Genomic DNA, 23,403 nt, shown 5'->3' with positions numbered 1-23,403 from the left:
GTCGCCGTGACCGGCATGGCGTTCGAGGCGAAGATCGTGCGCGGGCGCGGCGTCGATGTAGTGTTCGCGGCGCGTGCCGACTGGCTCGAGCGCGCGTTGTCCGAAGCGATCGCGCGCGGTTGCTCGGGCATCATCAGCTTCGGAACGGCGGGCGGGCTCGCGCCGGATCTCGAACCGGGCGAGCTGATCGTTGCCGAGAGCGTGTCCGGTCCGTTCGGCGAGCTGCACACCGATGCGGCGTGGTCCGCGCGCATCGTCGATGCGTTCGCGGGCACGCCCGTCGAGCGCGTCATGCGGCGCGGCAGGATGGCGGGCGTCACCGCGCCCGTCAAGAGCGAGGCGGAGAAGCGCTCGCTGCATTCGTCGACCGGCGCGCTGGCCGTCGATATGGAATCGCATATCGCCGGGGCGATCGCGACGGCGCGCGGCCTGCCGTTCGCGGTGTGCCGGGCGGTCGTCGATCCTGCCTGGCGCACGCTGCCGCCCGCCGCGACGGCCGGTTTGCGCGATGACGGCACGACGGCCATCGGCCCGATTCTGCGGGAACTGATGCGCGATCCGGCGCAACTGGGCGCGCTTTTGCGGCTCGCGTCCGACGCGCGCGCCGCCCGCGCAACGCTCGTGCAGGCTCGGCACGCGCTGGGATCGGCGCGGGCGCTCGCTTTCGGTTGAGCCTTTCGCTTCTATCCTTGCTTTCTGCGGGTTAACCCTCATCTCGTTATAATCAGGGAAAACCCTAATCTTGCGCGCGTCGATTTCTCTGCACCGTGACGCGCGCGGTAATGAAAGCGAGGTACCGCAAATGAATTTCCACACCCGCAAATGGGTCAAGCCCGAAGATCTGAACCCGAACGGCAGCTTGTTTGGCGGCAGTCTTCTGCGCTGGATCGACGAAGAAGCCGCAATTTACGCGATTTCGCAACTGGGCAACCAGCGCGTCGTGACCAAGTTCATGTCCGAGATCAACTTCGTCAGCTCGGCGCGTCAGGGCGACATCATCGAGCTGGGTATCACCGCGACGCAATTCGGCCGCACGTCGATCACGTTGCGCGCGGAAGTGCGCAACAAGATCACGCGCAAGAGCATTCTGACCGTCGAGAAGATGGTGTTCGTGAATCTGAACGAGCAGGGCGAGCCCGCGCCGCACGGTCGCACGCAGATTCGCTACGCCGATGAATTGTTCGAGGCGTATCGAAGGGATCAGGGTGCGGTGGAAGCGCCGAATATGTCTGGCGACGATCTGTTCGAGGAAGTGGCGGAAGAGGCCGCGCATTGACTGCGTACCGACGCGATTAGCCGTGTAAAATAGGTCGAAATTCAGACCTATTTTTGGTGCCTTCATGGAACGCATTCATAGCGTGTTGTCTGTCAGCATCTCCGAGTTCAAGCAGAACCCGGGGAAGATCGTCGACGAGGCCGGCGGTGAACCGGTCGCCGTACTTAATCACAATCGGCCTGCCTTTTACACGGTTTCTCCGGAGCTGATGGCGGAGATCGCTGAGTTGTATGACGAGCGCCAGTTGGCGACGTTGGTCCAGTCCCGGCTCAAATCGGTGAAACGCGCGGTCAAAGTCAATCTCGACGATCTTTGATGACGTACGGACTGCTGTTCGTACCGGACGCGCTTAAGGAATGGGCGGAACTGGATGGCTCGGTCAAAGCGCTTTTCAAGCAAGCGCTGAGAAAGCGTCTGCAGACGCCGCGCGTGCCGGGGTCTGAACTTCGGTCGCCACTCGTCGACTGCTATAAGGTCAAGCTGCGCGGCGTGGGTTATCGGCTCGTCTATCTGGTTCGCGACGACGAAGCCGATCCCGATATTGTCGTCCTGGCGGTCGGGCGTCGCGATGGCGGAATCTACGAGGCAGCCGCGGCGGCGTGGGAGCAAGGGCAGAGGCTTTGACGCGCCAAATCTCACGAAATCGAAAAGCCGCGCACTAAAAGCAAAACGGGCGCTCAAGCGCCCGTTTCCTTTTCCAGCCATCACCCCCTGCTCACTTGCCCGCAGGCTGCGCCGCCGGATCGTCATACTGCGGCAGCCCCTGCGCCTTGCTCGAACTCGGCGACGGCTGGCCCTTCGGCGCGTTCTCTTCCGGCGCAGGCGACTTCCCGCCCACACCACCCGCAGGCGACGCCGCCGCGCCCGGATCGACATACGTCGGCAAACCTTGCTCCGTACTGCCACCACCGGTCTCGCCCGGCGCGCTCGCGCCTTCTGGCGCCGATGCGCCTTCGTCGCCGTAGTCGGGCAACGTACTCGCGCCGCCGCCCGTCAGCAGATACTGACGCCGCTGCGTGTAGGCATCGCGCACGAACGCGTATTTGTCGAGCGCGGCCGCCGAGAGCAGATCGGTCGCGCCGATCAGGTCCGCGCGCGCGCTCACGAAGTTCACTCCAAACAACGGCCAGCGTATTTCCGCTTCGGAATAACTCAGGGGGTTCACGCGCCAGTCGACGAGCCAGGTCGTCGAATCGCGGAACGAGCTCGGGCCGAGCAGCGGCAGCACCAGATACGGCCCCGACGGCATGCCGTAGTGCCCGAGCGTCAGGCCGAAATCCTGATGATGCTTCGGCAAGCCCGCAGGCGACGCGACATCGATCAGGCCGCCGACGCCGAACAGCGAGTTCATCGCGATACGCATCAGATCCTGCGTCGCATCGGTGATCTTCAACTGCAGCAGGTTGTTCGCGAAGTTGGAGAAATCGCCGAGGTTCGAGAAGAAATTGCTGACGGCCGTGCGAAACGGGCTCGGCGTGTAATCGACGTAGAACTGCGCGACGGGCTTGGCGACGTAGGTGTCGAGCGTGTCGTTGAACGTGAAGATCTTGCGGTTCATCGGCTCGAGCGGGTCTTTCGGATTGCGGTCCGGGCCGGTGGCGCAGCCCGCTGTCGTGAGCACGCCCGCAATCGCCAGACTCATCCCCAATTTACGCACTGCACGAGCGGTCAAAGCCGTCGATCCCCACTTCATTCTTCAATTCCTCTTAGGTTGTCATGTCGTTGCGCCGCCCTGAGCTTCGCCCGTGCCGCCGCGCGCACCTTGCGCGGTTTGCCCATCAGAACGGGCTGGAACACCACCGCGCCGATCAGCGTGCAAAAGAGCGACAGCGCCAGCAGCCGTCCCATGCTCGACGTGCCCGGATGATGGGAGAACCACAGGCTGCCGAACGCCGTCGCCGTCGTGGCCGCACTGAACATAACGGCATGGGTGAGGCTCGACTGTAGCAAGCGCGTCTGCCCGGAGCGCCACGCCATCACGAAGTAGATCTTGAACGCGACGCCGACGCCCAGCATCAGCGGCAGCGCGATGATGTTCGCGAAGTTGAGCGGCATCCTGAAGACGACGCACAGTTCCAGCGTGACGATCGCCGAGACGAGCAACGGTACCAAAGTTCTCAAAACGTCGCCAAAACGGCGCAGCGCGATCCACAGCAGCACGGTGATCGCGATGAGCGAGTAGAGCGCCGCCTGCTCGAACGCCTTGATGATCGTCTCCGCCGAATGGCGCACGGAAATCGGCCCGCCGATGGCGTCGGGCGCCGCCTTCTGCACCGCGTCGGCGAAGCGGGCGAGCAGCGCGTCGTCGTTGGGATCGGCACCGGCCGGAACCTTCGGCGCGATGTCGACGAGCGCCTGGCCCTGCGGCGTCACGAACGACGCGACCATCTGCGGCGGCAGCGTTTCGCGCGTGATTTCCGTCGGCGTGAGCAGCGCGCGCAATTGCGCGAGCGCGATTCGGAGCGGCTCGGCCATCGCGTGTTCGGCGCGGTCGCGGGTCGCGGAGTCGGCTTGCGCCAGCTTCGCGAGCGTCTGCGACAGATGTTTCGCTTCCTTGTCGCCCGGACCGGGATGCTCGTCGGCGGCGAGCGAGAGCTGGCTCGACACCCGTTTCAGCGCGGCGACGCGCACCGCGTCCGTCACGGGCGATGCCGTCTGTTGATCGAGCGCGGGCAGCAGTTGATCGGCGGCGGCTTTGATGAGCGCCAGTTTCTTCGGCTGATCGGCGGGGATGAGCGACGAGAGCGTCGTCGCACTGCCGACTTCCGGCAGTTTTCGCAGCTTCGCGGCGATGTTGTCGGCATCGGCGAGCGAGGGCGCGAGCACCGCGACATCGTTCACCGCGCCTTCCGGCGAATCCTTGAGCGCGATGAGCGTCGCCATCGACTCGGTGTGCGGGTCCTTCAGATGCAGCGGGTTGAAGTCGAAACGCAGATCGAAGAGCAGCGGCAGCGCGCCGATCACGACCACGAGCGTGCCGATCAGCACCGGCTTGCGATGCTTGTCGAGGAATTCGTCGAGCGGCGCGAGCACCGGAAAGCCCGGCGAATGCGCTTCGCCCGGCGGCGCGAACACCTTGATGAGCGCGGGCAGAAGCGTCATGTTGGTCGCGTAGGCGACGAACATGCCGACGCCCGCGATCAGCCCCAGCTCCGACACGCCGCGATACGCGGTCGGCAGAAACGAGAAGAAGCTCGCGGCCGTCGCGGCGGCGGCGAGCGTGAGCGGCACGGCGACATGACGCGCGGTTTCCGCGAGCGATACGTCGAGCCGCCTGTGCTTGTAGCGCTCCTCGCGATACTTCACGCCGAACTGGATGCCGAAGTCCACGCCCAGCCCGACGAACAGCACCATGAACGCGACCGAGATCATGTTGAGCGCGTGGACCATCATGAGGCCGAGCGCGGCGGTGATCGCGAGCCCGACGAAGAGCGTGATGAACACCGCGAGGATCATGCGCTTCGAGCGCAGCGCGACCCAGAGGATCATCAGTACGACGAGGAAGGTCAGCACGCCGTTGAGCACGGCGCCGTCCTGCACGGACGCGAATTCCTCGTCGGCGAGCGGCTGCGCGCCTGTCAGATGCAGCGTCGCGCCATATTTTTTGTCGATGCCGAGTTCGGCGGCCTTCGCGCGAATCTCCTCCGACGTGCCCGCCGCCGCCTTCAGCGCATTGAAGTTCAGCTCGGGCAACACGGTGACGAAAGCGCGCCCCGGCGCGGCGCTGTCGGACGAATCCGCGAGGCCGCGCCACGAAAATGCCGCGGGCTGATTCGCCAGCACGCGGTCGAGCACCGTCGCGCTTCTGCCGAGCAGACCCGCCATCTGGCCGAGACTGACCTGTCCGAGCGTGAGCGGCAGATTGAGCGTGGTGTTGAGCGTCTGCGCGAGGCCGGTGAGCGTCGGGTCGTGCGCGAGCGTGTTGATGAGCGGGCGCGCCTGCGCGAGCTGCTTCGTGACCTGTTCGACCTTGTCCGTCGGCAGATACAGCAGGCCGTCGTGCTCGAAGAACGTTCCGCCCTCGGGCTGCGACACCGACTTGAAGCGCTCCGGCTCCTTCGCGAGCGCGGCGGCGAGTTCGTTCGCGGCGGCATCGGCGAATTCCTGGGCGGGCGCCTGAACCACGATCAGCAACGTTGCGCCGCGCTGCGGAAACGCCTCGTCGATGGCCTTGCTGCGCGCAGCCCACTCGGGCTCCGTCTCGATCAACTGGCTGACGTCGGTGCTGATTCTGAAGTGATGGACGACATAAATCGTGGAGAGCACGCCGAGCAGGAGCGAAACGGCGATAATCCACGCCGGCCGGCGGATGGCGAGGGTGACGAAGCGAGTAATGTTGGACGTCAGCATGAAGACGCTACCTGGTGCCTGTTATCTTTTGTGCGTGCGAACGCGCGAATTGCATAATGCCGAGCGCCGGAACCCGGATCATTTCCTTTGAAACGATGCGGGGAGCCGCGCAAGTATACCGGGCGCACGCAACACGCCGCGCTTGAACTGTTGCGGCGCGGCGATGTCGATATACTGACCTCGCAGCAAGCTGGCCGCTCCTGCAATGCCGGAAGGCCGCACAACCCGCGCCACCAAACCTGATTAGAGAACGGGTGCCATGAAACGCTATTTGTCTATTTGCTTCGCTTTCCTCCTTGTCTCGCTGTCCTTCGCAGGCGAGGCACTCGCACAAACGAGTCCCGATGCCGTCGTGAAGAACGCCGTCGAAGGCACCGTCAACGCGATGAAGGCCGACCCGCAGGCGCGCGGCGGCGACATGGCGAAGATCACGCAGCTCGTCGAGACGCGCTTCCTGCCTGCCACCGACTTCCAGCGCACCACGCGCATCGCGGTTGGGAAGGCCTGGGCGAGCGCCACGCCCGAGCAGCAAAAGCAGCTCTACGACCAGTTCCAGACGCTGCTGGTTCGCACCTATGCGGCTTCACTTGCGCAATTGCGCGATCAGGACGTGAAGTTCAAGTTCGACGCCCCCAACATCGATGCCAACGCGAAAGACACGGTCGTCGAATCGCACGTCATCTCCACGGGCGGCGACAATCCCGTGCGCTATCGTCTGGAGAAGACGCCGCAGGGCTGGAAAATCTACGACATCGACATGATGGGCGCTTGGCTCATTCAGGTCTATCAGCAACAATTCGCCGGCCAGTTGCAAAAGGGCGGCGTCGACGGTCTCATCAAGTTCCTTTCCGAGCACAACGCCCGTTCGGCGGGCTGACGCTCGCGTCTCTCTGGCAGGCCGGCCTCATGTTCTGCGGTGCTCCACCGCGAACTTGATCAGCTCGGCCTGTCCATCGATATCCAGTTTGCGCTTCAAATTCAGCCGATGCGTTTCCACCGTACGCACCGACAGTCCATGCTGCAGCGCGATCTGCTTGCTCGATAAACCTTCGGCCAGCGCATCGAGAATATCGAGCTCGCGCGGCGTCAGACGTTCGAGCGGCGTCTGCATCGACTGTGCCTGAATCATGCGCGCGGCGAGCCCGGCGCTGAAAAAGGTCTTCCCGGCGAGCACCGCATCGATCGCCTGAATGATCTCGGTGGCGGGCGAATCCTTCAGCACGTAGCCGCTCGCGCCCGCGCGCACCGCCTGCTTCACATACTCCACGTTGTCGTGCATCGACAACATCAGCACGCGGATGCCCGGGTGCCGCTCGTGAAAAAGCGCCGCCAGTTCGATGCCGCTCATGCCGGACATCCCGACGTCCATCAGCGCGAGATCGGGCGGGTTCGCTTCGTCGGCGGCGAGCGCGAGCGCCTCTTTTGCGTTGCCCGCCTCGCCGATCACGGAGAGACGCGGCACGGAGTCGAGGCGGGCGCGCAGGCCGTCGCGCACGAGCGGATGATCGTCCACGAGAATGATGCGGGCGGGTTCAGCGCTCATCGGTATGTCCTTGAAGATTGGGTGCGGCGAGCGGCAGCGGCACGCTCGCGGTGATCGACGTGCGGCCGAGTTGCGAGCTGATCGCCAGTGTGCCGCCGAGCGTGTCGAGCCGCTCGCGCATGTTGCGCAGGCCGACGCCGCTCGCCGGGTCGGAGACTGCGCTGTGCGCATCGAAGCCGCGGCCGTTGTCGGTGATGTCGAGCGTGACGGCGTGCGTGGCGATATCGAGCGTGATCGCCGCGCGCGAAGCCTGCGCGTGCCGCGCGATGTTGGTCAGCGCTTCCTGCGCGATGCGAAAGAGCACGGTGTTGACGGGATCCGGCAGGGTGGTGCGCTGCGTCGCGCAGGGCTTGCCGTGGTCCATCGCTTCGAAACGCGCCTCGATGCCGTCGTGTCCGTCGAATTCTCGCGCGAGTTGCTCGAGCGCGGCGGCGAGACCGAGATCATCGAGCATCGCGGGACGCAGCGCATGCGAGATGCGGCGCACTTCGCGCAGCGTGCCGGAGAGGCGTCCGAGGCTCGTCGCGAGCGCGGCTTCAGCGGTCGGCTCGCGCGCCGCGCCGCGCTCGAAACGCGCGAGCGCCGATTCGAGCAGCAGCTTCACCGAGACCAGCATCTGGCTGATGCCGTCGTGCAACTCGCGCGACAGCCGCGCGCGTTCCTGTTCCTGCGAATCCACGACTTGCCGCGCGAGGCGCTTCAGTTTCGCATCGGCGCTGCGATGCTCGCTGATGTTCAGCACCGCGCCGCACACCGCGATGATCGCAAGCGCGGCGAGCGCGATCGCGCCGATCCACATCAGCGTGCGTTCGATGTTCGCGGCCGCCTGCGCATCGATGCGCGCCAGCGTCGTTTCGACATCTTCCAGATAGATGCCCGTGCCCATCATCCAGCCCCAGCGTTCGAGCGGCACCACGTAGCCGAGCTTCGGCGCGAGGAGGCCCGTGGACGGCCGCCGCCAGACGTAGCGCACGTAGCCGCCGCCTTTCGATGCCTGCTCGACGAGTTCCTGAATGGTCAGCGCGCCGTTCGGATCGCGCATCAGCCAGAGATCGCGTCCGACGAGATCAGGCTGGCGCGGATGCATGAGCGACGTGCCGTGCATCGTGTAGACGAAAAAGTAGCCGTCCTGTCCGAAATCGAGGCGCTGCAGCGCGTCGAGCGCGAGGCGGCGGCGTTCGTCGTCGCTGCGCGGATCGGTGGCGGGTGCATCGTAGTACGGTGCGATGGCGCTCTTCGCGATCTCGACGTAGTGCCGCAGCTCGATTTCCTTGCTCGACATGTACGCGGCCTGCGTGGTGTCGTGCTGCGCCTGCGCGAGCGATTGCGCCTGCTGGCGCACGCCGTAGGTGATGCCGCCGATCGCCAGTGCGAACGGAACGATCGCGAGCAGGAAGATCTTAGCCTTAAGGTTCATCGATACAGGGTTTTCCGCTACGTGAAGCCACGTAGCGCGCATACGTAGTTATGCGCTTGTAAGCGCCGTGGCGAAAGCGAATACTACCGCCCAATGCGCTATCACGGCGCATCCATCGACCTGACGGGTCAATAACTAAGGAGACGCCATGAATCGGGCTTCCGGATTCCTGGGCTGGATCGCGCTCGCGCTATTGGGCGCGTTCGCATTCGGCACTATTGCACTCGCGCACGGCGAGCGCATCAGCGCGCTATGGATCGTCATCGCGGCGGTCTGCGTCTATCTCATCGCTTACCGGTTCTACTCGCGCTTCATTGCGTCGAAGGTGCTGCAGCTCGACGGCCTGCGCATGACGCCGGCCGTTCGTCATAACGATGGCCTCGACTACGTGCCGACGAACAAGTACGTGCTCTTCGGGCATCACTTTGCGGCGATCGCGGGCGCGGGTCCGCTGGTCGGCCCGGTGCTGGCCGCGCAGATGGGCTACACGCCCGGCATGCTGTGGATTCTCGGCGGCGTGGTGTTCGCGGGCGCGGTGCAGGACTTCGTCGTCCTGTTCATCTCGACGCGTCGCGACGGCCGCTCGCTCGGCGATCTCATCAAGATGGAGCTCGGCACCGTGCCCGGCGTGATTGCGCTTTTCGGCGCGTTCCTCATCATGGTGATCATTCTCGCGGTGCTCGCGCTGATCGTCGTGAAGGCGCTCACCAATTCGCCGTGGGGCACGTTCACCGTCGCGGCGACCATTCCGATCGCGCTCTTCATGGGCGTCTATACGCGCTACATTCGTCCGGGTCGCATCGGCGAGGTGTCGATCATCGGCTTCATCGGTCTGATGCTCGCGATCGTGTATGGCGGCCAAGTCGCCGAATCCGCGACGCTCGCGCCGTACTTCACGTTCACCGGCGTGCAGCTCGTGTGGATCCTGATCGGCTACGGTTTCGTCGCGTCGGTGCTGCCGGTGTGGCTGTTGCTCGCGCCGCGCGACTATCTGTCGACGTTCCTCAAGATCGGCACGATTCTCGGCCTCGCGATCGGCATTCTGATCGTCGCGCCCGAGCTGAAGATGCCGGCCTTCACGAAGTTCGTCGATGGCAGCGGGCCGGTGTGGTCGGGCAACCTGTTCCCGTTCCTGTTCATCACGATCGCGTGCGGCGCGGTGTCGGGCTTTCACGCGCTGATCTCGTCGGGCACGACGCCGAAGATGATCGATAACGAAGCCAACATGCGCTTCATCGGCTATGGCGCGATGCTGATGGAATCGTTCGTCGCGATGATGGCGCTTGTCGCCGCCTGCGTGATCGAGCCGGGCGTGTACTTCGCGATGAACAGCCCCGCCGCGCTGCTCGGCTCGACGCCCGAAGCGGTCGCGCAGACCGTGTCGAGCTGGGGCTTCCTGCTGACGCCGGACATGCTGACATCGACGGCGAAGGCGGTCGGCGAGACGACCATCGTGGCGCGTGCCGGCGGCGCGCCGACGCTCGCGGTCGGCATGGCGCACATTCTTCATCAGGTGATCGGCGGCCCGGCGATGATGGCGTTCTGGTATCACTTCGCCATTCTGTTCGAGGCGCTCTTCATCCTGACCGCCGTCGATGCGGGCACGCGCGCCGGCCGCTTCATGCTGCAGGATCTGCTCGGCACGTTCCATCCGGCGCTGCGCCGCACGGAGTCGCTGCCGGCCAACCTCGTCGCGACGGGGCTGTGCGTCGCCGCGTGGGGCTACTTCCTGTATCAGGGCGTGGTCGATCCGTTCGGCGGCATCAACACGCTGTGGCCGCTCTTCGGCATCTCGAACCAGATGCTCGCGGGCATCGCGCTGATGCTCGGCACCGTCGTGCTGTTCAAGATGAAGCGCGAGCGCTATGCGTGGGTCACGCTGTTGCCGACGATCTGGCTGCTCATCTGCACGTTGACGGCCGGCTGGCAGAAGATTTTCGACGCGAATCCGAAGGTCGGCTTCCTCGCGCACGCGGGCAAGCTGAAGGATGCGTACGACGCGGGCAAGGTGATGGCGCCGGCGAAGTCGCTCGCGGAAATGCAGCGCATCATCTTCAACGATTACGTCGATGCGGCGCTTGCCGGCTTGTTCATCTTCGTGGTGGTGAGCATCGCGGTGTATGGCGTGCTGGCGGTGTTGCGCGCGCGTCGCGAAACGAAGCCGACGGTGCGCGAGACGCCTTTCGAAGCGATGCCCGCCGGCGCGAGCGCGGCGGTTCGTTCGGGCCACTAGGGAGCGCGCGATGTTCACCGATCTTCGTCAAGCAGGACGGTATCTCGGCCAGGCGATGCGTCTGATGGTCGGGATGCCTGATTACGACGCGTATGTCACGCACATGCAGACGACGCATCCCGACAAGCCGATGATGAGCTACGCGGAGTTTTTCCGCGAGCGTCAGGAGGCGAGGTATGGATCGGGGGCGGGGAAGTGCTGTTGAGTTGATGGCGCTTGGCGGCAGTTGACGAGAACGCGACGGTGATGAGCCGTCGCGTTTTTTTATGCGTGCGGAAATGGCAATTTTCCACAACTTTAGACGCGCCCTCCGGAAACCCGCCACTCAAACGATGTTCAAAGCAAATTCGCTTTTGCACTTTTGAGGGACTTCAACATGACAGATCATCAAAAGCCGATATCTGATATGCAGCCATCGGCCAATGAAATCCTTTCGCCGCTTGAAGAGTTGCGCGGGAGCGTGCTGTTCTATATCGATCCGATGGAACCCGTCGGCGTAGATGATTGGGAGGCCATCAAGGATTAGAGGCGGCGAACATCGAAACAAAAAGGGCGGATGACCCAAGTCACCCGCCCCTCGCATTTCCACACGTTCAACGCGCGACTCAGTTCACCGCCGCCGCCGTTTTCGCACCCTTGTTCTTCTGCGTGCGGCCAATCTCTTCCAGCTTGATCTCCACGTGCTTCGAGAACACGTACTCGGCCGGACGCTGCTTGTCGATCGGCAGATCCTTCGCAAATGCGCCCGTCGTGCGCGGACCCGAAAGAGCGATCTTCGCGGCCTTCAGCGGATGCGCCACCGTATCCATCACGGCGGTCGCCTCGAAGCCGCAGTGGACCATGCAGTCCGCGCACTTTTCGTACTTGCCCGTGCCGTACTTGTCCCAATCGGTGGTTTCCATCAGTTCCTTGAAGGTCTTCACATAACCTTCGCCGACCAGATAGCACGGCTTTTGCCAACCGAACACTGTACGCGCCGGGTTGCCCCACGGCGTGCACTGATACGTCTGGTTGCCCGCGAGAAAATCGAGGAACAGCGTCGACTGGCTGAACGACCAGTTCTTGCCGTTGTTGCCGCGCTTGAAGATTTCGCGGAAGAGATTCTTGGTCTTTTCGCGATTCAGGAAGTGCTGCTGATCCGGCGCGCGTTCGTAGGCATAGCCCGGCGAGACCGTGATGCCATCGACGCCGATCGGGCCGAGCGTGTCGAAGAACTTCGCCACGCGCTCGGGTTCGGCATCGTTGAACAGCGTGCAGTTGATGTTCACGCGGAAGCCCCGGCGCTTCGCTTCCTTGATCGCGGCGACGGCCTTGTCGTAGGTGCCCGGCTGCGAAACCGAGTGATCGTGCGCCTCGCGGTCGCCGTCGAGGTGCACCGACCAGACGAAGTACGGGCTCGGCTCGTAGTCGTCCATCTTCTTTTCCATCAGCAGCGCGTTCGTGCAGAGATACACGAACTTCTTGCGCGCCATGATGCCCTTCACGATCTGCGGCATTTCCTTGTGCAGCAGCGGTTCGCCGCCCGCGATCGACACGACCGGCGCGCCGCATTCGTCGACGGCGCCGAGACACTCTTCCAGCGACAGACGCTGGTTCAGGATCGGATCCGGATAATCGATCTTGCCGCAGCCGTTACAGGCGAGATTGCAGCGGAACAGCGGTTCCAGCATCAGCGCGAGCGGGTAACGCTTGGTGCCCGTGAAGTGCTGCTTGAAGATGTAGGCGCCTACGCGGGCCTTCTGGAGCATCGGGATAGACAATTGCGTCCTCTCCTTATTCTTCGCGAGTCGCGGTTGCCGCAACGGCGGCGACCGGCTGAGTGAGCTTCGCGGGAAGTTTGAATTCGACCTTTTCCTCGCGGCCGTTCATCGTCGTGACTTCGACGGTTCCGAACGCGCGCAGGGCATCGATCACATGTTTGACCATTTCCTCGGGCGCCGAAGCACCCGCGGTGATGCCGACCGTCTGCACATTGGCAAACCACTCCGGCCTGATCTCTGAACCGTCCGCGACGAGGTAGCTCGGAACGCCGGTTTCGGCGCCGATTTCCCGCAGGCGGTTCGAATTGGAACTGTTGGTCGCGCCGACCACGAGCAGCACATCCACCTGGCTCGACAGCTCGCGCACGGCGGCCTGGCGGTTTTGCGTCGCGTAGCAGATGTCGCGCGTGTCCGGGCCGACGATATCCGTGAAGCGGCGCTGCAAGGCATCGATGATGCCGCGCGTGTCATCGACCGAAAGCGTGGTCTGCGTGACGTAAGCGACGGGCGTATCGGGCGCGAGGGTCATCTTCTCCACTTCGGCTTCGCTTTGCACCAGCACGACTTCGCCCGGAATCTGCCCGATCGTGCCTTCGACTTCCGGATGGCCCGCATGGCCGATCAAAATGAGCGTGCGCCCCTGCGATACATACTGGCGGCCTTGCACGTGAACTTTGGTGACGAGCGGGCAGGTGGCGTCCAGCACATCGAGCCCGCGCGTCTGCGCATCCTTCTCGACACTCTGCGCGACGCCGTGCGCGCTGAAGATCGCGACCGCGCCGTGCGGCACTTCATCCAGCTCCTCGACGAAACGCGCACCTTTGCTGCGCAGATTATCGACGACATGACGGTTGTGAACGATCTCGTGACGCACATAGACGGGGGCGCCATGTCGTTCGAGGGCCCGATCGACGATTTCGATCGCACGGACCACACCCGCACAAAAGCCGCGGGGTTGAGCAAGGATGATACGCATATTCGAACGAACTCCGACTGACGCGGGTTTCGGGGTTAGCCGGCGCGAAGCTCGCGCTTTCCTTTGATTCGGCCTTCACGACGCCTCGGAGACGTTAAAAACGCCCCGGGAAAGCAGACCGGAAAAAAAGACACGGTGATTTGGTCTGCGCGCCGAAGTTGACCGCGTATTCTAACCCGTTCCCTTTTTGGGTGCTCAATGCCCGCTTCACTGCGTGCAGCCGCCCGGCGCGTGCCGATACGGCAATTTTCAGAACCCAGTAAACTGTCGGACGCCTCGGACCGCATGGCGGCGCGACTTGCGCCGTTGCGCCCCGCCCGGCGGCCTTCCGGACAGACTCCCGGCGTCGTTCGATTTGTGTATTTTTCGCGCAACGCCTCGTCGACCGCGCCATCCGGCTGCGCCACTGTTTCCAAGCTAATTGTTTATTTCATGCTACTGATCGCCTGGCTGTCTTTTTTGATCTGGATCGTGCTGCTGTTCGCCCGCGGCGGCTTCTGGCGCGCGGAACCTGCGCCGGCGCTGTCCGGTACGACGGTACACGCCGTCGGCAACGCGGAGATCGCGCGTCGTGGCGCATGGCCCGCGCTCGTGGCCGTCGTGCCGGCGCGCAACGAGGCCGACGTCATCGGGCGCGCGGTCGGCTCGCTCCTGAAGCAGGACTACGCGGGCGCGTTCCATGTGATCGTCGTCGATGACCATAGCACCGACGGCACCGCCCGGGTCGCGCTCGCCGCCGCACGCGATCTCGGGCTCGAAGACCGTCTGACCGTGCTGACCGCGCAGCCGCTGCCGCCGGGCTGGTCGGGCAAGGTGTGGGCGCAGTCGCAGGGCATCGGCGCGATCGATTCGCTCGGTCTGCCCGCCGAGTTCCTGCTCCTGACTGACGCGGACATCTACCATCCGGCCGATGCCGCGACGCAGCTCGTCGCGCGCACGATTCTCGAGGACCGCGATCTGGTCTCGCTGATGGTGCGTTTGCGTTGCGATTCGCTGTGGGAGAAGGTGCTGATTCCGGCGTTCGTGTTTTTCTTCGCGAAGCTTTATCCGTTCGCCTGGGTCAACGACGTGAAGAAGCCGACTGCCGGCGCGGCGGGCGGCTGCATGCTCGTGCGACGCTCGGCGCTGGTGGAGGCGGGCGGGATCGAATCGATCCGTCAGGAACTGATCGACGATTGCAGTCTCGCTGCGCGCATCAAGCATCGCGCGGGCCGCAACGACGCGCGCCCGATCCGCCTCGATCTCGCCGATCGCAGCGAATCGCTGCGTCCGTACGATAGTTGGCGAGAGATCTGGAACATGATCGCCCGCACGGCGTTTACGCAGTTGCGCTATTCGCCGTTGCTGCTCGCCGGCACCGTGCTCGGCATGGCGGTGATCTATCTCGCGCCGCCGGTGCTCGCGCTGGCTTATGGCGCGCGGGCCTGGCCGGCGTGCGCGGCGTGGGCGTTCATGTGCATCGCGTATGGTCCGATGCTGCGCTATTACCGCAGATCGCTTTTGTGGGCGCCGCTTCTGCCGCTCGTTGCGTTGTTTTATGTGAGCGCGACGATCGGCTCGGCGGTGCGTTACTGGAGCGGGAAAGGCGGGCAGTGGAAGGCGCGGGTGCAGGCGCCGGGGCAGGAGGGATCGTAGGTGGGTTTTTGGTTTCGCCGGATCCCGTTTTCGTGTTGGTTTATTAGCACTGCCCCTCCCCGGGGCGGGGGTCACTTTCTTTGCTGCTGCAAAGAAAGTAACCAAAGAAAGCAGCTCGTTTAAGCCCGCGGTCACACGCAGTTTGGCCATGCTTGCCAGCCGGCGGTGGCACTCGCCTAAGTGTCGCCCTCGAAGGACATACCGGGCTTGGCTCGCGCACGGTCTGACACATCGTACCGCTCGCGTCACTGGTTCAGCACCAGATAGCTCCGGCCTGCTTCGCGGCCGACCGGTCAATCGGGTCGGCGCGTGCTTTCTTGCTAACGCCGCAATCTCACCGCATCGGTGGTGCGTTGGTTTCCTTCGCATACCCGACGGCAGCGCGCAGCGCTGTGCCGAAGCTATTTGGTGCTGAACCAGCGCGCTGAAACGTCTCGGGCGTCAGACCGTGCGCGAGCCAAGCCCAGTTGGTCCTTCGAGGGCGACACTTAGGCGAGGACCATTGGCGGCTGGCAAGCATGGCCAACGTGCGTGTGACCGCGGGCGATGAGAAGCTGCTTTCTTTGGTTACTTTCTTTGCAGCAGCAAAGAAAGTGACCCCCGCCCCGGGGAGGGGCAGTGCTAATAGACCGACACGAAACCGGGACCCAGCGAAGAAAAAGCCGAAGCCTATTTCTTAGTCAACATGGCATACAACTCAACGACCATGTTGGGCGAAAACGTAAACGGCACCCAACCATGCCCGGCATGACGCATGACCAGGAGCCGATCGCCATTGGCATATTTCTGAGTCGCCATGACGGGATTTTTAGTAGCCGCAAACCGCCATCCAGGCGCGATACCCCCCGGCTGCTCCGGCGACATCGACGCCCGCACGTTCGACAATTCCTCGATCAGCTCCGACACCCCCTCCGGGCTCAACTTCACCGTCTTGCCCGCAATCGTCATTTCAACTGCATCGCGTTCCGGACGCGAGACGACAAGCGTAGGCGGCTCGTTCAGACCGGGCGGTTCGGCGGGCGCGGCGGAATCGGCCGGTTCGCTCACGTCGCCCAACGCGGGCGGTTCATCCGGCGAAGCCGCAACGGACGTCGAAGCGGTTTCGGTCGATTCAACGGATGATCGGACAGATGCGGCGGCGGTCTCGAGGAGCGTGTCGAGGCTCGACTCAAGCGCGCCGAGCTGGTCTTGTAGATTCATGCGAGTGTGTCTGTGTCTGGCAAGCGGGCGGCGAGGCAACGATTCTACCCGCTCGAATTTGGCGAGGTCGGCACAGGTTGTAACCAATTGCACCGAAACTGCGGATTACACGACAGATTTCTTCGACGCCGATGGCGCAAAACAAAACCGGCATCCCCGAAGAGATGCCGGTTCATCGGGGCGCATGACGCGCCCGTATCGCCTTACTTCGCGCGCACTTCCGCGAGCGCGGCGTTGAGCGTCTTGCTCGGACGCATCACCGCTTCGAGCTTCTTCTCATCCGGCTTGTAGTAGCCGCCGATGTCCGCCGCATTGCCCTGCACGGCGGCGAGTTCGTCGACGATCTTCTGCTCGTTTTCAGCCAGCGTCTTCGCGAGCGGCGCGAACAGTTGCGCGAGTTCCTTGTCGTCCGACTGCGACGCGAGTTCTTGCGCCCAGTACATCGCGAGATAGAACTGGCTGCCGCGATTGTCGAGCAGGCCGGTCTTCGGCGACGGGCTCTTGTTGTTGTCGAGCAGCTTGCCGGTGGCGGCGTCGAGCGCCTTCGCGACGAGCTTCGCACGCGCGTTGTCGTTCTTGATGCCGAGCTCTTCGAGCGACACCGCCAGCGCGAGGAATTCGCCGAGCGAGTCCCAGCGCAGATGGTTTTCCTGCACGAGCTGCTGCACGTGCTTCGGCGCCGAGCCGCCCGCGCCCGTCTCATACAGGCCGCCGCCCGCCATCAGCGGAACGATCGACAGCATCTTCGCGCTCGTGCCGAGTTCCATGATCGGGAACAGGTCGGTCAGGTAGTCGCGCAGGATGTTGCCGGTGACCGAAATCGTGTCCATGCCGCGGATCACGCGCTCGAGCGTATAACGCATCGCGCGCACTTGCGACATGATGTGGATTTCCAAGCCTTCGGTGTCGTAGTCCTTCAGGTACGTCTCGACCTTCTTGATGAGCTCGGCTTCGTGCGGACGATACGGGTCGAGCCAGAACACCGCCGGCGTGCCCGAGTTCTTCACGCGCGTGACGGCGAGCTTCACCCAGTCGCGGATCGGCGCATCCTTCACGAGGCACATGCGCCAGATGTCGCCCTTCTCGACTTCCTGCGTGAGTCCTTCGATGACTTCGTTCGTCGCGTTATCGACGATGCGCGCCGTGCCGTCTTCCGCGATCTCGAACGTCTTGTCGTGCGAGCCGTACTCTTCGGCCTTCTGCGCCATCAGGCCGACATTCGGCACCGTGCCCATTGTCTTGGGATCGAAGGCGCCGTTAGTCTTGCAGAAGTTGATGATTTCCTGATAGATGCGCGCGAACGTGCTTTCCGGAATCAGGCACTTCGTGTCTTGCGGACGGCCATCGGCGCCCCACATCTTGCCGCCGGCGCGGATCATCGCGGGCATGGAGGCATCGACGATCACGTCGTTCGGCGCATGCAGGTTCGAGATGCCCTTGGCCGAATCGACCATCGCGAGCGCCGGGCGGTGCTCGTGGCACGCGTGCATGTCGCGGATGACTTCATCGCGCTGCGATTCCGGCAGCGTCTCGATCTTCGTGTACAGGTCGACGAGGCCGTTGTTCACATTGATGCCGAGTTCTTCGAAGAGCTTCGCGTGCTTCTCGAACGCATCCTTGTAGAACACCTTCACGGCGTGGCCGAAGACGATCGGGTGCGAGACCTTCATCATGGTGGCCTTCACGTGCAGCGACAGCATGACGCCGGTCTTGCGCGCGTCTTCCATCTGCTCTTCGTAGAACTCGACCAGCGCCTTCTTGCTCATGAACATGCTGTCGACGATCTCGCCGTCCTGCAGCTTGACCTTCGGCTTGAGCACGATGGTCTCGCTGCGCTTGGTGACGAGTTCCATGCGCACTTCGCGCGCCTTGTCATTCGTGACCGATTTTTCGCCGTGATAGAAGTCGCCGTGCTTCATGTGCGCGACGTGCGTGCGCGAAGCCATGCTCCACTCGCCCATGCTGTGCGGATGCTTCTTCGCGTAGTTCTTCACGGCGAGCGGCGCGCGGCGATCCGAGTTGCCTTCGCGCAGAACCGGGTTCACGGCCGAGCCGAGGCACTTTCCGTAGCGCGCGCGAATGGCTTTCTCTTCGTCGTTCTTCGGCTCTTCGGGGTAGTCGGGCAGCTTGTAGCCCTTCGACTGAAGCTCCTTGATCGCGCTCGTCAACTGGTGCAGCGACGCGCTGATGTTCGGCAGCTTGATGATGTTGGTGTCGTCGAGCTGCGTGAGGCGGCCGAGTTCGGCGAGGTTGTCGGGGACCTTCTGCTCGTCGGTCAGGAATTCGGGGAATTCGCCGAGGATACGCGCGGCCACGGAGATGTCGCTCGTCGCGACATTGACGCCCGCCGGCGCGGTGAAGGCACGGATGATCGGCAGAAAGGCGCTGGTCGCGAGCAGCGGAGCTTCGTCGGTCAGGGTGTAGATGATGGTGGGTTGCTGATTACTCATCGCTTGTCTCGACATCCGAAAACAGGTTGAAAAAAACCGCCGGCCTCGGCACCCCTCCGGCAACAAACCGCTATTCTGCCTGATTTTTGCGGGGCGCGCGTGTGAATCTCGCCGTGCGAGACGGGCCAAAACGGACGTTTTTCTTGCTATTTCAATGACTTAACTTTTTTCGAGTCTTATACAAGAGTTGCACTCCTGCGCCTCGTTGCCTCGGCCGGAACGTTTCATGAATGATTCCGTGCTTCATCCTGCGAGATAACCGTTCGCCCGGAACCAGTCGAGCGCATCCTTCAATCCCTGCTGGTACGGCCGCGCGCTGTATCCCAGCTCGCGTTCGGCCTTCGCCGACGTGAAGTACATCTTGTTCTTCGACATGCGCAGCGCGTCGCGCGTGACCATCGGCTCCTTGCCGGTCAGCTTGGCGATCAGCTCGGCGCCCAGCGCCACCGGATAGAGCGGCCCGCGCGGCAGCTTGATCGTCGGCGGTTTGCGTCCGACGAATCCGGCGATGTCCGCGAGCATCTGCTGCAAGGGCAGATTCTCGCCGCCGAGGATGTACCGCTCGCCGATGTTGCCGCGCTCCAGCGCCAGGAAGTGCCCGTTCGCGACATCGTCGACATGGACGAGATTCAGGCCGGTATCGACGAACGCGGGAATCTTGCCCGTCGCCGCTTCGACGATGATGCGCCCGGTTGGTGTCGGACGCACGTCGCGCGGGCCGATCGGCGTCGACGGATTCACGATCACTGCAGGCAGCGCGTTCTGCGCGACCATGCGCTCGACGGCGCGCTCGGCGAGCACCTTGCTGCGCTTGTACGCGCCGATGGTGCTCGCCGGGTCCGATGGCTTGGTTTCGTCGGCGATCGCGCCGGAGCTCGTCACCTTCAGGGTCGCGACGCTGCTGGTATAAACGATGCGTTCTACGCCTTCGGCCAGCGCCGCGCGCATCGTCGCCTCGGTGCCTTCGAGATTCGCGCGCTCGATCTCGCTCGGGTCCGGCGCCCAGATGCGGTAATCGGCGGCGACGTGGAAAAGGAATCGCACGCCCTTGAGCGCGGCGCGCATCGACGCTTCGTCGCGCATATCGCCGACGACGATCTCCGCATTCAGCGATTCGACGTTCTTGCGCGGGCTGGTCTTGCGCACGAGCACGCGCACGTCGAAACCCCGTTCGATGGCGAGCCGCGCGACCGCGGACCCGACGAACCCCGAGGCGCCGGTGACGAGCACGCGAGAGCCGGAAAAATCAGTCATTCTTACCTCGTTGAAAATACTGGCGCGGCCGTCTTTCGTAACAACTGCCGCGCGGGAAAGCATGCGCCGATCGGCTGCAAAGCCCGATGTGACAAGGGCTTGCGCGTCATGCTAAGGTCCGTGCCTGCTGCCGGCGCGTGGCCCGCGCAAAACATGAACAGAACCGGTGGACGATGCCTCTAGACACTCGAAACCTACGCTCCTGGATTTACCTCGCCATCGCGCTCTCGCTCGCGGTCGTGTTCAGCATCGATGTGCTCACGCCGATGCGCGTCGCGATCTGGATCTTCTACGTGCTGCCGGTCGTGCTGTGCGTCTGGGCCGACCGGCCGTCGGTGCCGATCGTCACCGCGGGCGCATCGGCCGTGCTGATGATCGCAGGATACGCACTCGCGGCCGCCGACCCGAACACGAGCCGCGACGTGCTCCAGATCAACCGCGCGATGGGCATCGTCGTGCTGCTCGCGCTCGCGGCGGTGGCGCATCTATATATCAAATCGCGGCTGGCCGTACAACGCACGACCTGGCTGCAACAGGGCATCGTGCAGCTCGGCGTCAAATTGCGCGGCGAGCAGTCTCCGGCTTCGATCGGCGTGAGCATCCTGCGTTCGATCATTCCGTACGTGGAAGCGAAAGTCGGCGTCGTCTATGCGCTCGACGGCGATGCGCTCGTGCGCGTCGGCGCTTGGGCGCTGCCGGACGAAGGCGGCGCGCCGGCGAGGATCGCGCGGGGCGAAGGGCTCGTCGGTCAGGCGATCGAGGAAGCGCGCGTGCTCGAACTGCGCGACGCATCGTCGCATTATCTGAAAGCCGGCTCCGCGCTCGGGTCGGCGACGGCCTCGCGCGTGCTGATCGCGCCGCTCTTCGCCGATGGCGATGTCGCGGGCGCGATCGAGCTCGGCTTCGTCGGCAACGAAGGACGTTTCGACGATGCCCGCGCGCTGCTCGACATGGCGTCGGAACCAATCGGCATGGCGCTGCGTTCGACGCGTTATCGCGCGCGTCTCGTCGAACTGCTCGAAGAAACGCAGCGCCAGAGCGAGGAATTGCAGGTGCAGCAGGAAGAGCTGCGCGTGTCGAACGAGGAACTCGAAGAGCGCGGCCGCGCGCTGCAGGATTCGCAGGGGCGTCTCGAACAGCAGCAGGCGGAACTCGAACAGACCAATGTCCAGCTCGAAGAGCATACGCAGCATCTGGAGCGGCAAAAGGCCGAGCTTCTGCAGGCGCAGCAGGAACTGACCGCGAACGCGCTGGAAATGGAGCGCGCGAGCCAGTACAAGTCGGAGTTCCTCGCGAATATGTCGCACGAACTGCGCACGCCGCTCAATAGCTCGCTGATCCTCGCGAAGCTCCTGCAGGACAACAAGCAGGGCAACCTGACCGATGAACAGGTGCGCTACGCGGCGACGATCCATTCGTCGAACAGCGATCTGCTTTCGCTCATCAACGACATTCTCGATTTGTCGAAGGTGGAGGCGGGACAGATGGACGTGCAGTTCGCGCCCACGTCCGTCGATTCGATCCTGCAGACGCTGCGGCAGTCCTTTGCGCCGGTTGCCGGAAGCAAGGGCGTCGACTTCGTCACGCAGCACGGCGAGAACGTGCCGCAATACTTCGTCACTGACAGCCAGCGGCTCCTGCAGGTGCTGCGCAATCTGCTGTCCAACGCGTTCAAGTTCACCGAGCGCGGCAGCGTGACGGTCGCGGTCGAGCGCGCGGGCGACAACGCGCTGCGCTTCGACGTGCGCGACACGGGCATCGGCATCGCCCGCGAGAAGCAGGACATGATCTTCCAGGCCTTCCAGCAGGCCGACGGCACCACGAGCCGCAAATACGGCGGCAGCGGCCTCGGGCTGTCGATCTCGCGCGAGTTCTCGCGTCTGCTCGGCGGTTCGGTGTCCGTGTCGAGCGAGCTCGGGCACGGCAGCGTGTTTTCGGTGACGCTGCCCATCGCGGTGCGTGAAGGCACCGTCACCGCGAAGCTCGATACGATCGCCCAAGCGAGCGAGCCGGCGTCCGCACCCGCGCCCGCGCCGATGCAGCCGCAGCCCATTCATCCGCCGGTCGCGATGCACGAACCGATGGCCATCGCCGACGATCGTGCCGACCGCAAGCGTCCGGGCCGCGTGATTCTCGTCATCGAGGACGATCAGCCGTTCGCCGGGATTCTCTACGATCTCGCTCACGAACTCGACTTCGACTGCGTGCACGCCGCCACGGCGACGCAGGGCGTCGAGCTCGCGCGCTCGCTCCAGCCGAACGGAATTCTGCTCGACATCGGTCTGCCGGATCAGTCGGGTCTCACGGTGCTCGAATGGCTGAAGCACGATCCGCTCACGCGTCACATCCCGATTCACGTCGTCTCCGCGACCGATCACGCCGACGTCGCGCTGCATCTCGGCGCAATCGGCTATACGCTCAAGCCGAGCGCGCGCGACGATCTCGCCCACGCGATCCGCAAGCTCGAAGCGCGCTCGTCGCAGGGCATGCGCCGCGTGCTCGTCGTCGAGGACGATCCGGCGCTGCGCCAGAGCATTCACGCGCTGCTCGCGAGCGAGACCGTGGGTATCGTGGAAGCGGGATCGATCGCGGAGGCCATCGAGGAAATGCAGCGCGCGCCGTTCGATTGCGTCGTGATGGATCTCGCGCTGCCCGACGGCTCCGGCTACGAATTGCTCGAACGCGTGTCGGCGGGCGGAGGGCAGGCGTCGCCGCCGGTCATCGTCTATACGGGACGGCTGCTGTCGCAGGACGAGGAGCAGCGCCTGCGCCGCTACTCGAAATCGATCATCATCAAGGGGGCGAAATCGCCGGAGCGTCTGCTCGACGAAGTCACGCTGTTCCTGCATAGCGTGGAAAGCGCGTTGCCGCCCGAGCAGCAGCGCATGCTGCGCGCGGCGCGTCAGCGCGACGACGTGTTCGAGGGCCGCACGATCCTGCTCGCCGAAGACGACGTGCGCAATATCTTCGCGCTCTCGCGCGTGATCGAGCCGCTCGGAGCAACGCTTGAAATCGCGCGCAACGGACGCGAGGCGCTCGAAGCGCTCGCGCGCCGCGGCGATATCGACCTCGTTCTCATGGATGTCATGATGCCCGAGATGGACGGCCTCACCGCGATGACCGAAATCCGCAAGCGTGCGGAACATGCGCGCCTGCCGATCATCGCGCTGACGGCGAAGGCGATGCCGAGCGATCGCCAGAAATGTCTCGAAGCGGGTGCGGACGACTACATATCCAAGCCCATCGACGTGGATAAGCTCGTGTCGCTGTGCCGCGTATGGCTGCGCCAGCGATGAACGGACCTATCTC

At 63.9% G+C, this 23,403-nt stretch carries 19 protein-coding genes; 10 read left to right on the top strand and 9 right to left on the bottom strand.

Annotated elements, in window-relative coordinates; genetic code table 11:
- Nucleotides 1-15: 15 nt before the first annotated feature.
- The 4 genes from IAG25_RS13885 (at nucleotide 16) to IAG25_RS13870 (ending at nucleotide 1,900) form a co-directional block, all read left to right on the top strand.
- Complete coding sequence (locus tag IAG25_RS13885; protein ID WP_222946517.1) at nucleotides 16-672, top strand: phosphorylase; 657 nt, start codon at nucleotides 16-18, stop codon at nucleotides 670-672.
- A gap of 130 nt (nucleotides 673-802) precedes the next feature.
- A complete protein-coding gene (locus IAG25_RS13880; RefSeq protein ID WP_187605366.1) occupies nucleotides 803-1,276 on the top strand; it encodes an acyl-CoA thioesterase in 474 nt (157 codons plus the stop codon).
- 64 nt (nucleotides 1,277-1,340) lie between these two features.
- Complete coding sequence (locus IAG25_RS13875) at nucleotides 1,341-1,592, top strand: type II toxin-antitoxin system Phd/YefM family antitoxin (RefSeq protein ID WP_187605365.1); 252 nt, start codon at nucleotides 1,341-1,343, stop codon at nucleotides 1,590-1,592.
- Nucleotides 1,592-1,900, top strand: a complete 309-nt coding sequence (locus IAG25_RS13870) for a type II toxin-antitoxin system RelE family toxin (protein WP_187605364.1) — start codon at nucleotides 1,592-1,594, stop codon at nucleotides 1,898-1,900. The genes IAG25_RS13875 and IAG25_RS13870 overlap by 1 nt, the downstream gene beginning before the upstream one ends.
- A gap of 91 nt (nucleotides 1,901-1,991) precedes the next feature.
- Here IAG25_RS13870 and IAG25_RS13865 read toward each other — a convergent pair whose 3' ends face one another.
- Nucleotides 1,992-2,918, bottom strand: coding sequence for an MlaA family lipoprotein (locus IAG25_RS13865; protein WP_238214431.1), 927 nt, complete (start codon nucleotides 2,916-2,918; stop codon nucleotides 1,992-1,994).
- A 47-nt stretch (nucleotides 2,919-2,965) separates the two neighbouring features.
- The gene (locus IAG25_RS13860) at nucleotides 2,966-5,626 is read right to left on the bottom strand and encodes an MMPL family transporter (RefSeq protein WP_187605362.1); all 2,661 of its coding nucleotides are present in this window, start codon (nucleotides 5,624-5,626) and stop codon (nucleotides 2,966-2,968) included.
- A 259-nt stretch (nucleotides 5,627-5,885) separates the two neighbouring features.
- Here IAG25_RS13860 and IAG25_RS13855 point away from each other — a divergent pair, with 259 nt between their 5' ends.
- Nucleotides 5,886-6,503 carry an MlaC/ttg2D family ABC transporter substrate-binding protein gene (locus IAG25_RS13855; RefSeq protein ID WP_187605361.1) on the top strand — a complete coding sequence of 206 codons (618 nt, stop codon included), beginning with the start codon at nucleotides 5,886-5,888 and terminating at the stop codon, nucleotides 6,501-6,503.
- Between the two features lie 27 nt (nucleotides 6,504-6,530).
- Here IAG25_RS13855 and IAG25_RS13850 read toward each other — a convergent pair whose 3' ends face one another.
- Together IAG25_RS13850 and IAG25_RS13845 are read right to left on the bottom strand one after the other, a co-directional pair.
- Nucleotides 6,531-7,169: a response regulator gene (locus IAG25_RS13850; protein ID WP_187605360.1), complete on the bottom strand. Its 639-nt coding sequence runs from the start codon at nucleotides 7,167-7,169 to the stop codon at nucleotides 6,531-6,533.
- Complete coding sequence (locus IAG25_RS13845) at nucleotides 7,159-8,586, bottom strand: cache domain-containing protein (protein WP_187605359.1); 1,428 nt, start codon at nucleotides 8,584-8,586, stop codon at nucleotides 7,159-7,161. Before IAG25_RS13845 ends, IAG25_RS13850 begins: the two co-directional genes overlap by 11 nt.
- Before the next feature lie 148 nt (nucleotides 8,587-8,734).
- On the opposite strand from IAG25_RS13845, the gene IAG25_RS13840 reads away from it, so the two are divergent.
- The 3 genes from IAG25_RS13840 to IAG25_RS13830 all read left to right on the top strand — a co-directional run bounded on the left by IAG25_RS13840 (nucleotide 8,735) and on the right by IAG25_RS13830 (nucleotide 11,345).
- Nucleotides 8,735-10,819: a carbon starvation CstA family protein gene (locus IAG25_RS13840; RefSeq protein WP_187605358.1), complete on the top strand. Its 2,085-nt coding sequence runs from the start codon at nucleotides 8,735-8,737 to the stop codon at nucleotides 10,817-10,819.
- A gap of 10 nt (nucleotides 10,820-10,829) precedes the next feature.
- Nucleotides 10,830-11,024: a YbdD/YjiX family protein gene (locus IAG25_RS13835; protein WP_035502870.1), complete on the top strand. Its 195-nt coding sequence runs from the start codon at nucleotides 10,830-10,832 to the stop codon at nucleotides 11,022-11,024.
- Between the two features lie 171 nt (nucleotides 11,025-11,195).
- On the top strand, nucleotides 11,196-11,345 hold the full coding sequence (locus IAG25_RS13830) for a hypothetical protein (protein WP_187605357.1): 150 nt from the start codon (nucleotides 11,196-11,198) through the stop codon (nucleotides 11,343-11,345).
- A gap of 79 nt (nucleotides 11,346-11,424) precedes the next feature.
- Here the strand turns inward: IAG25_RS13830 and hpnH are convergent, their stop codons facing one another.
- Nucleotides 11,425-12,579, bottom strand: a complete 1,155-nt coding sequence (gene hpnH, locus IAG25_RS13825) for an adenosyl-hopene transferase HpnH (RefSeq protein ID WP_187605356.1) — start codon at nucleotides 12,577-12,579, stop codon at nucleotides 11,425-11,427.
- Between the two features lie 13 nt (nucleotides 12,580-12,592).
- Entirely contained in the window at nucleotides 12,593-13,555 is a 963-nt protein-coding gene (gene ispH / locus IAG25_RS13820; RefSeq protein ID WP_187605355.1) for a 4-hydroxy-3-methylbut-2-enyl diphosphate reductase, read from the bottom strand.
- 432 nt (nucleotides 13,556-13,987) lie between these two features.
- On the opposite strand from ispH, the gene IAG25_RS13815 reads away from it, so the two are divergent.
- Nucleotides 13,988-15,190 (top strand): glycosyltransferase, encoded by a 1,203-nt coding sequence (locus tag IAG25_RS13815; RefSeq protein ID WP_187605354.1) that lies wholly within the window; start codon nucleotides 13,988-13,990, stop codon nucleotides 15,188-15,190.
- 669 nt (nucleotides 15,191-15,859) lie between these two features.
- Here IAG25_RS13815 and IAG25_RS13810 read toward each other — a convergent pair.
- From IAG25_RS13810 to hpnA, 3 genes are all read right to left on the bottom strand, one after another.
- Nucleotides 15,860-16,390, bottom strand: coding sequence for a hypothetical protein (locus IAG25_RS13810; protein ID WP_187605353.1), 531 nt, complete (start codon nucleotides 16,388-16,390; stop codon nucleotides 15,860-15,862).
- A 203-nt stretch (nucleotides 16,391-16,593) separates the two neighbouring features.
- Complete coding sequence (locus IAG25_RS13805; RefSeq protein WP_187605352.1) at nucleotides 16,594-18,840, bottom strand: NADP-dependent isocitrate dehydrogenase; 2,247 nt, start codon at nucleotides 18,838-18,840, stop codon at nucleotides 16,594-16,596.
- A 243-nt stretch (nucleotides 18,841-19,083) separates the two neighbouring features.
- Entirely contained in the window at nucleotides 19,084-20,094 is a 1,011-nt protein-coding gene (hpnA, locus tag IAG25_RS13800) for a hopanoid-associated sugar epimerase (protein WP_187605351.1), read from the bottom strand.
- Nucleotides 20,095-20,267: 173 nt separating this feature from the next.
- Between hpnA and IAG25_RS13795 the strand changes: the two genes are divergently transcribed.
- Complete coding sequence (locus IAG25_RS13795; RefSeq protein WP_187605350.1) at nucleotides 20,268-23,390, top strand: response regulator; 3,123 nt, start codon at nucleotides 20,268-20,270, stop codon at nucleotides 23,388-23,390.
- The last annotated feature ends 13 nt before the right edge of the window (nucleotides 23,391-23,403 follow it).

This window comes from Caballeronia sp. EK, from assembly GCF_014384845.1.
GTDB lineage: Bacteria > Pseudomonadota > Gammaproteobacteria > Burkholderiales > Burkholderiaceae > Caballeronia > Caballeronia jiangsuensis.
Note: the sequence above shows the minus strand (reverse complement) of the source record. Positions and strands in the feature narration are given on the sequence as shown.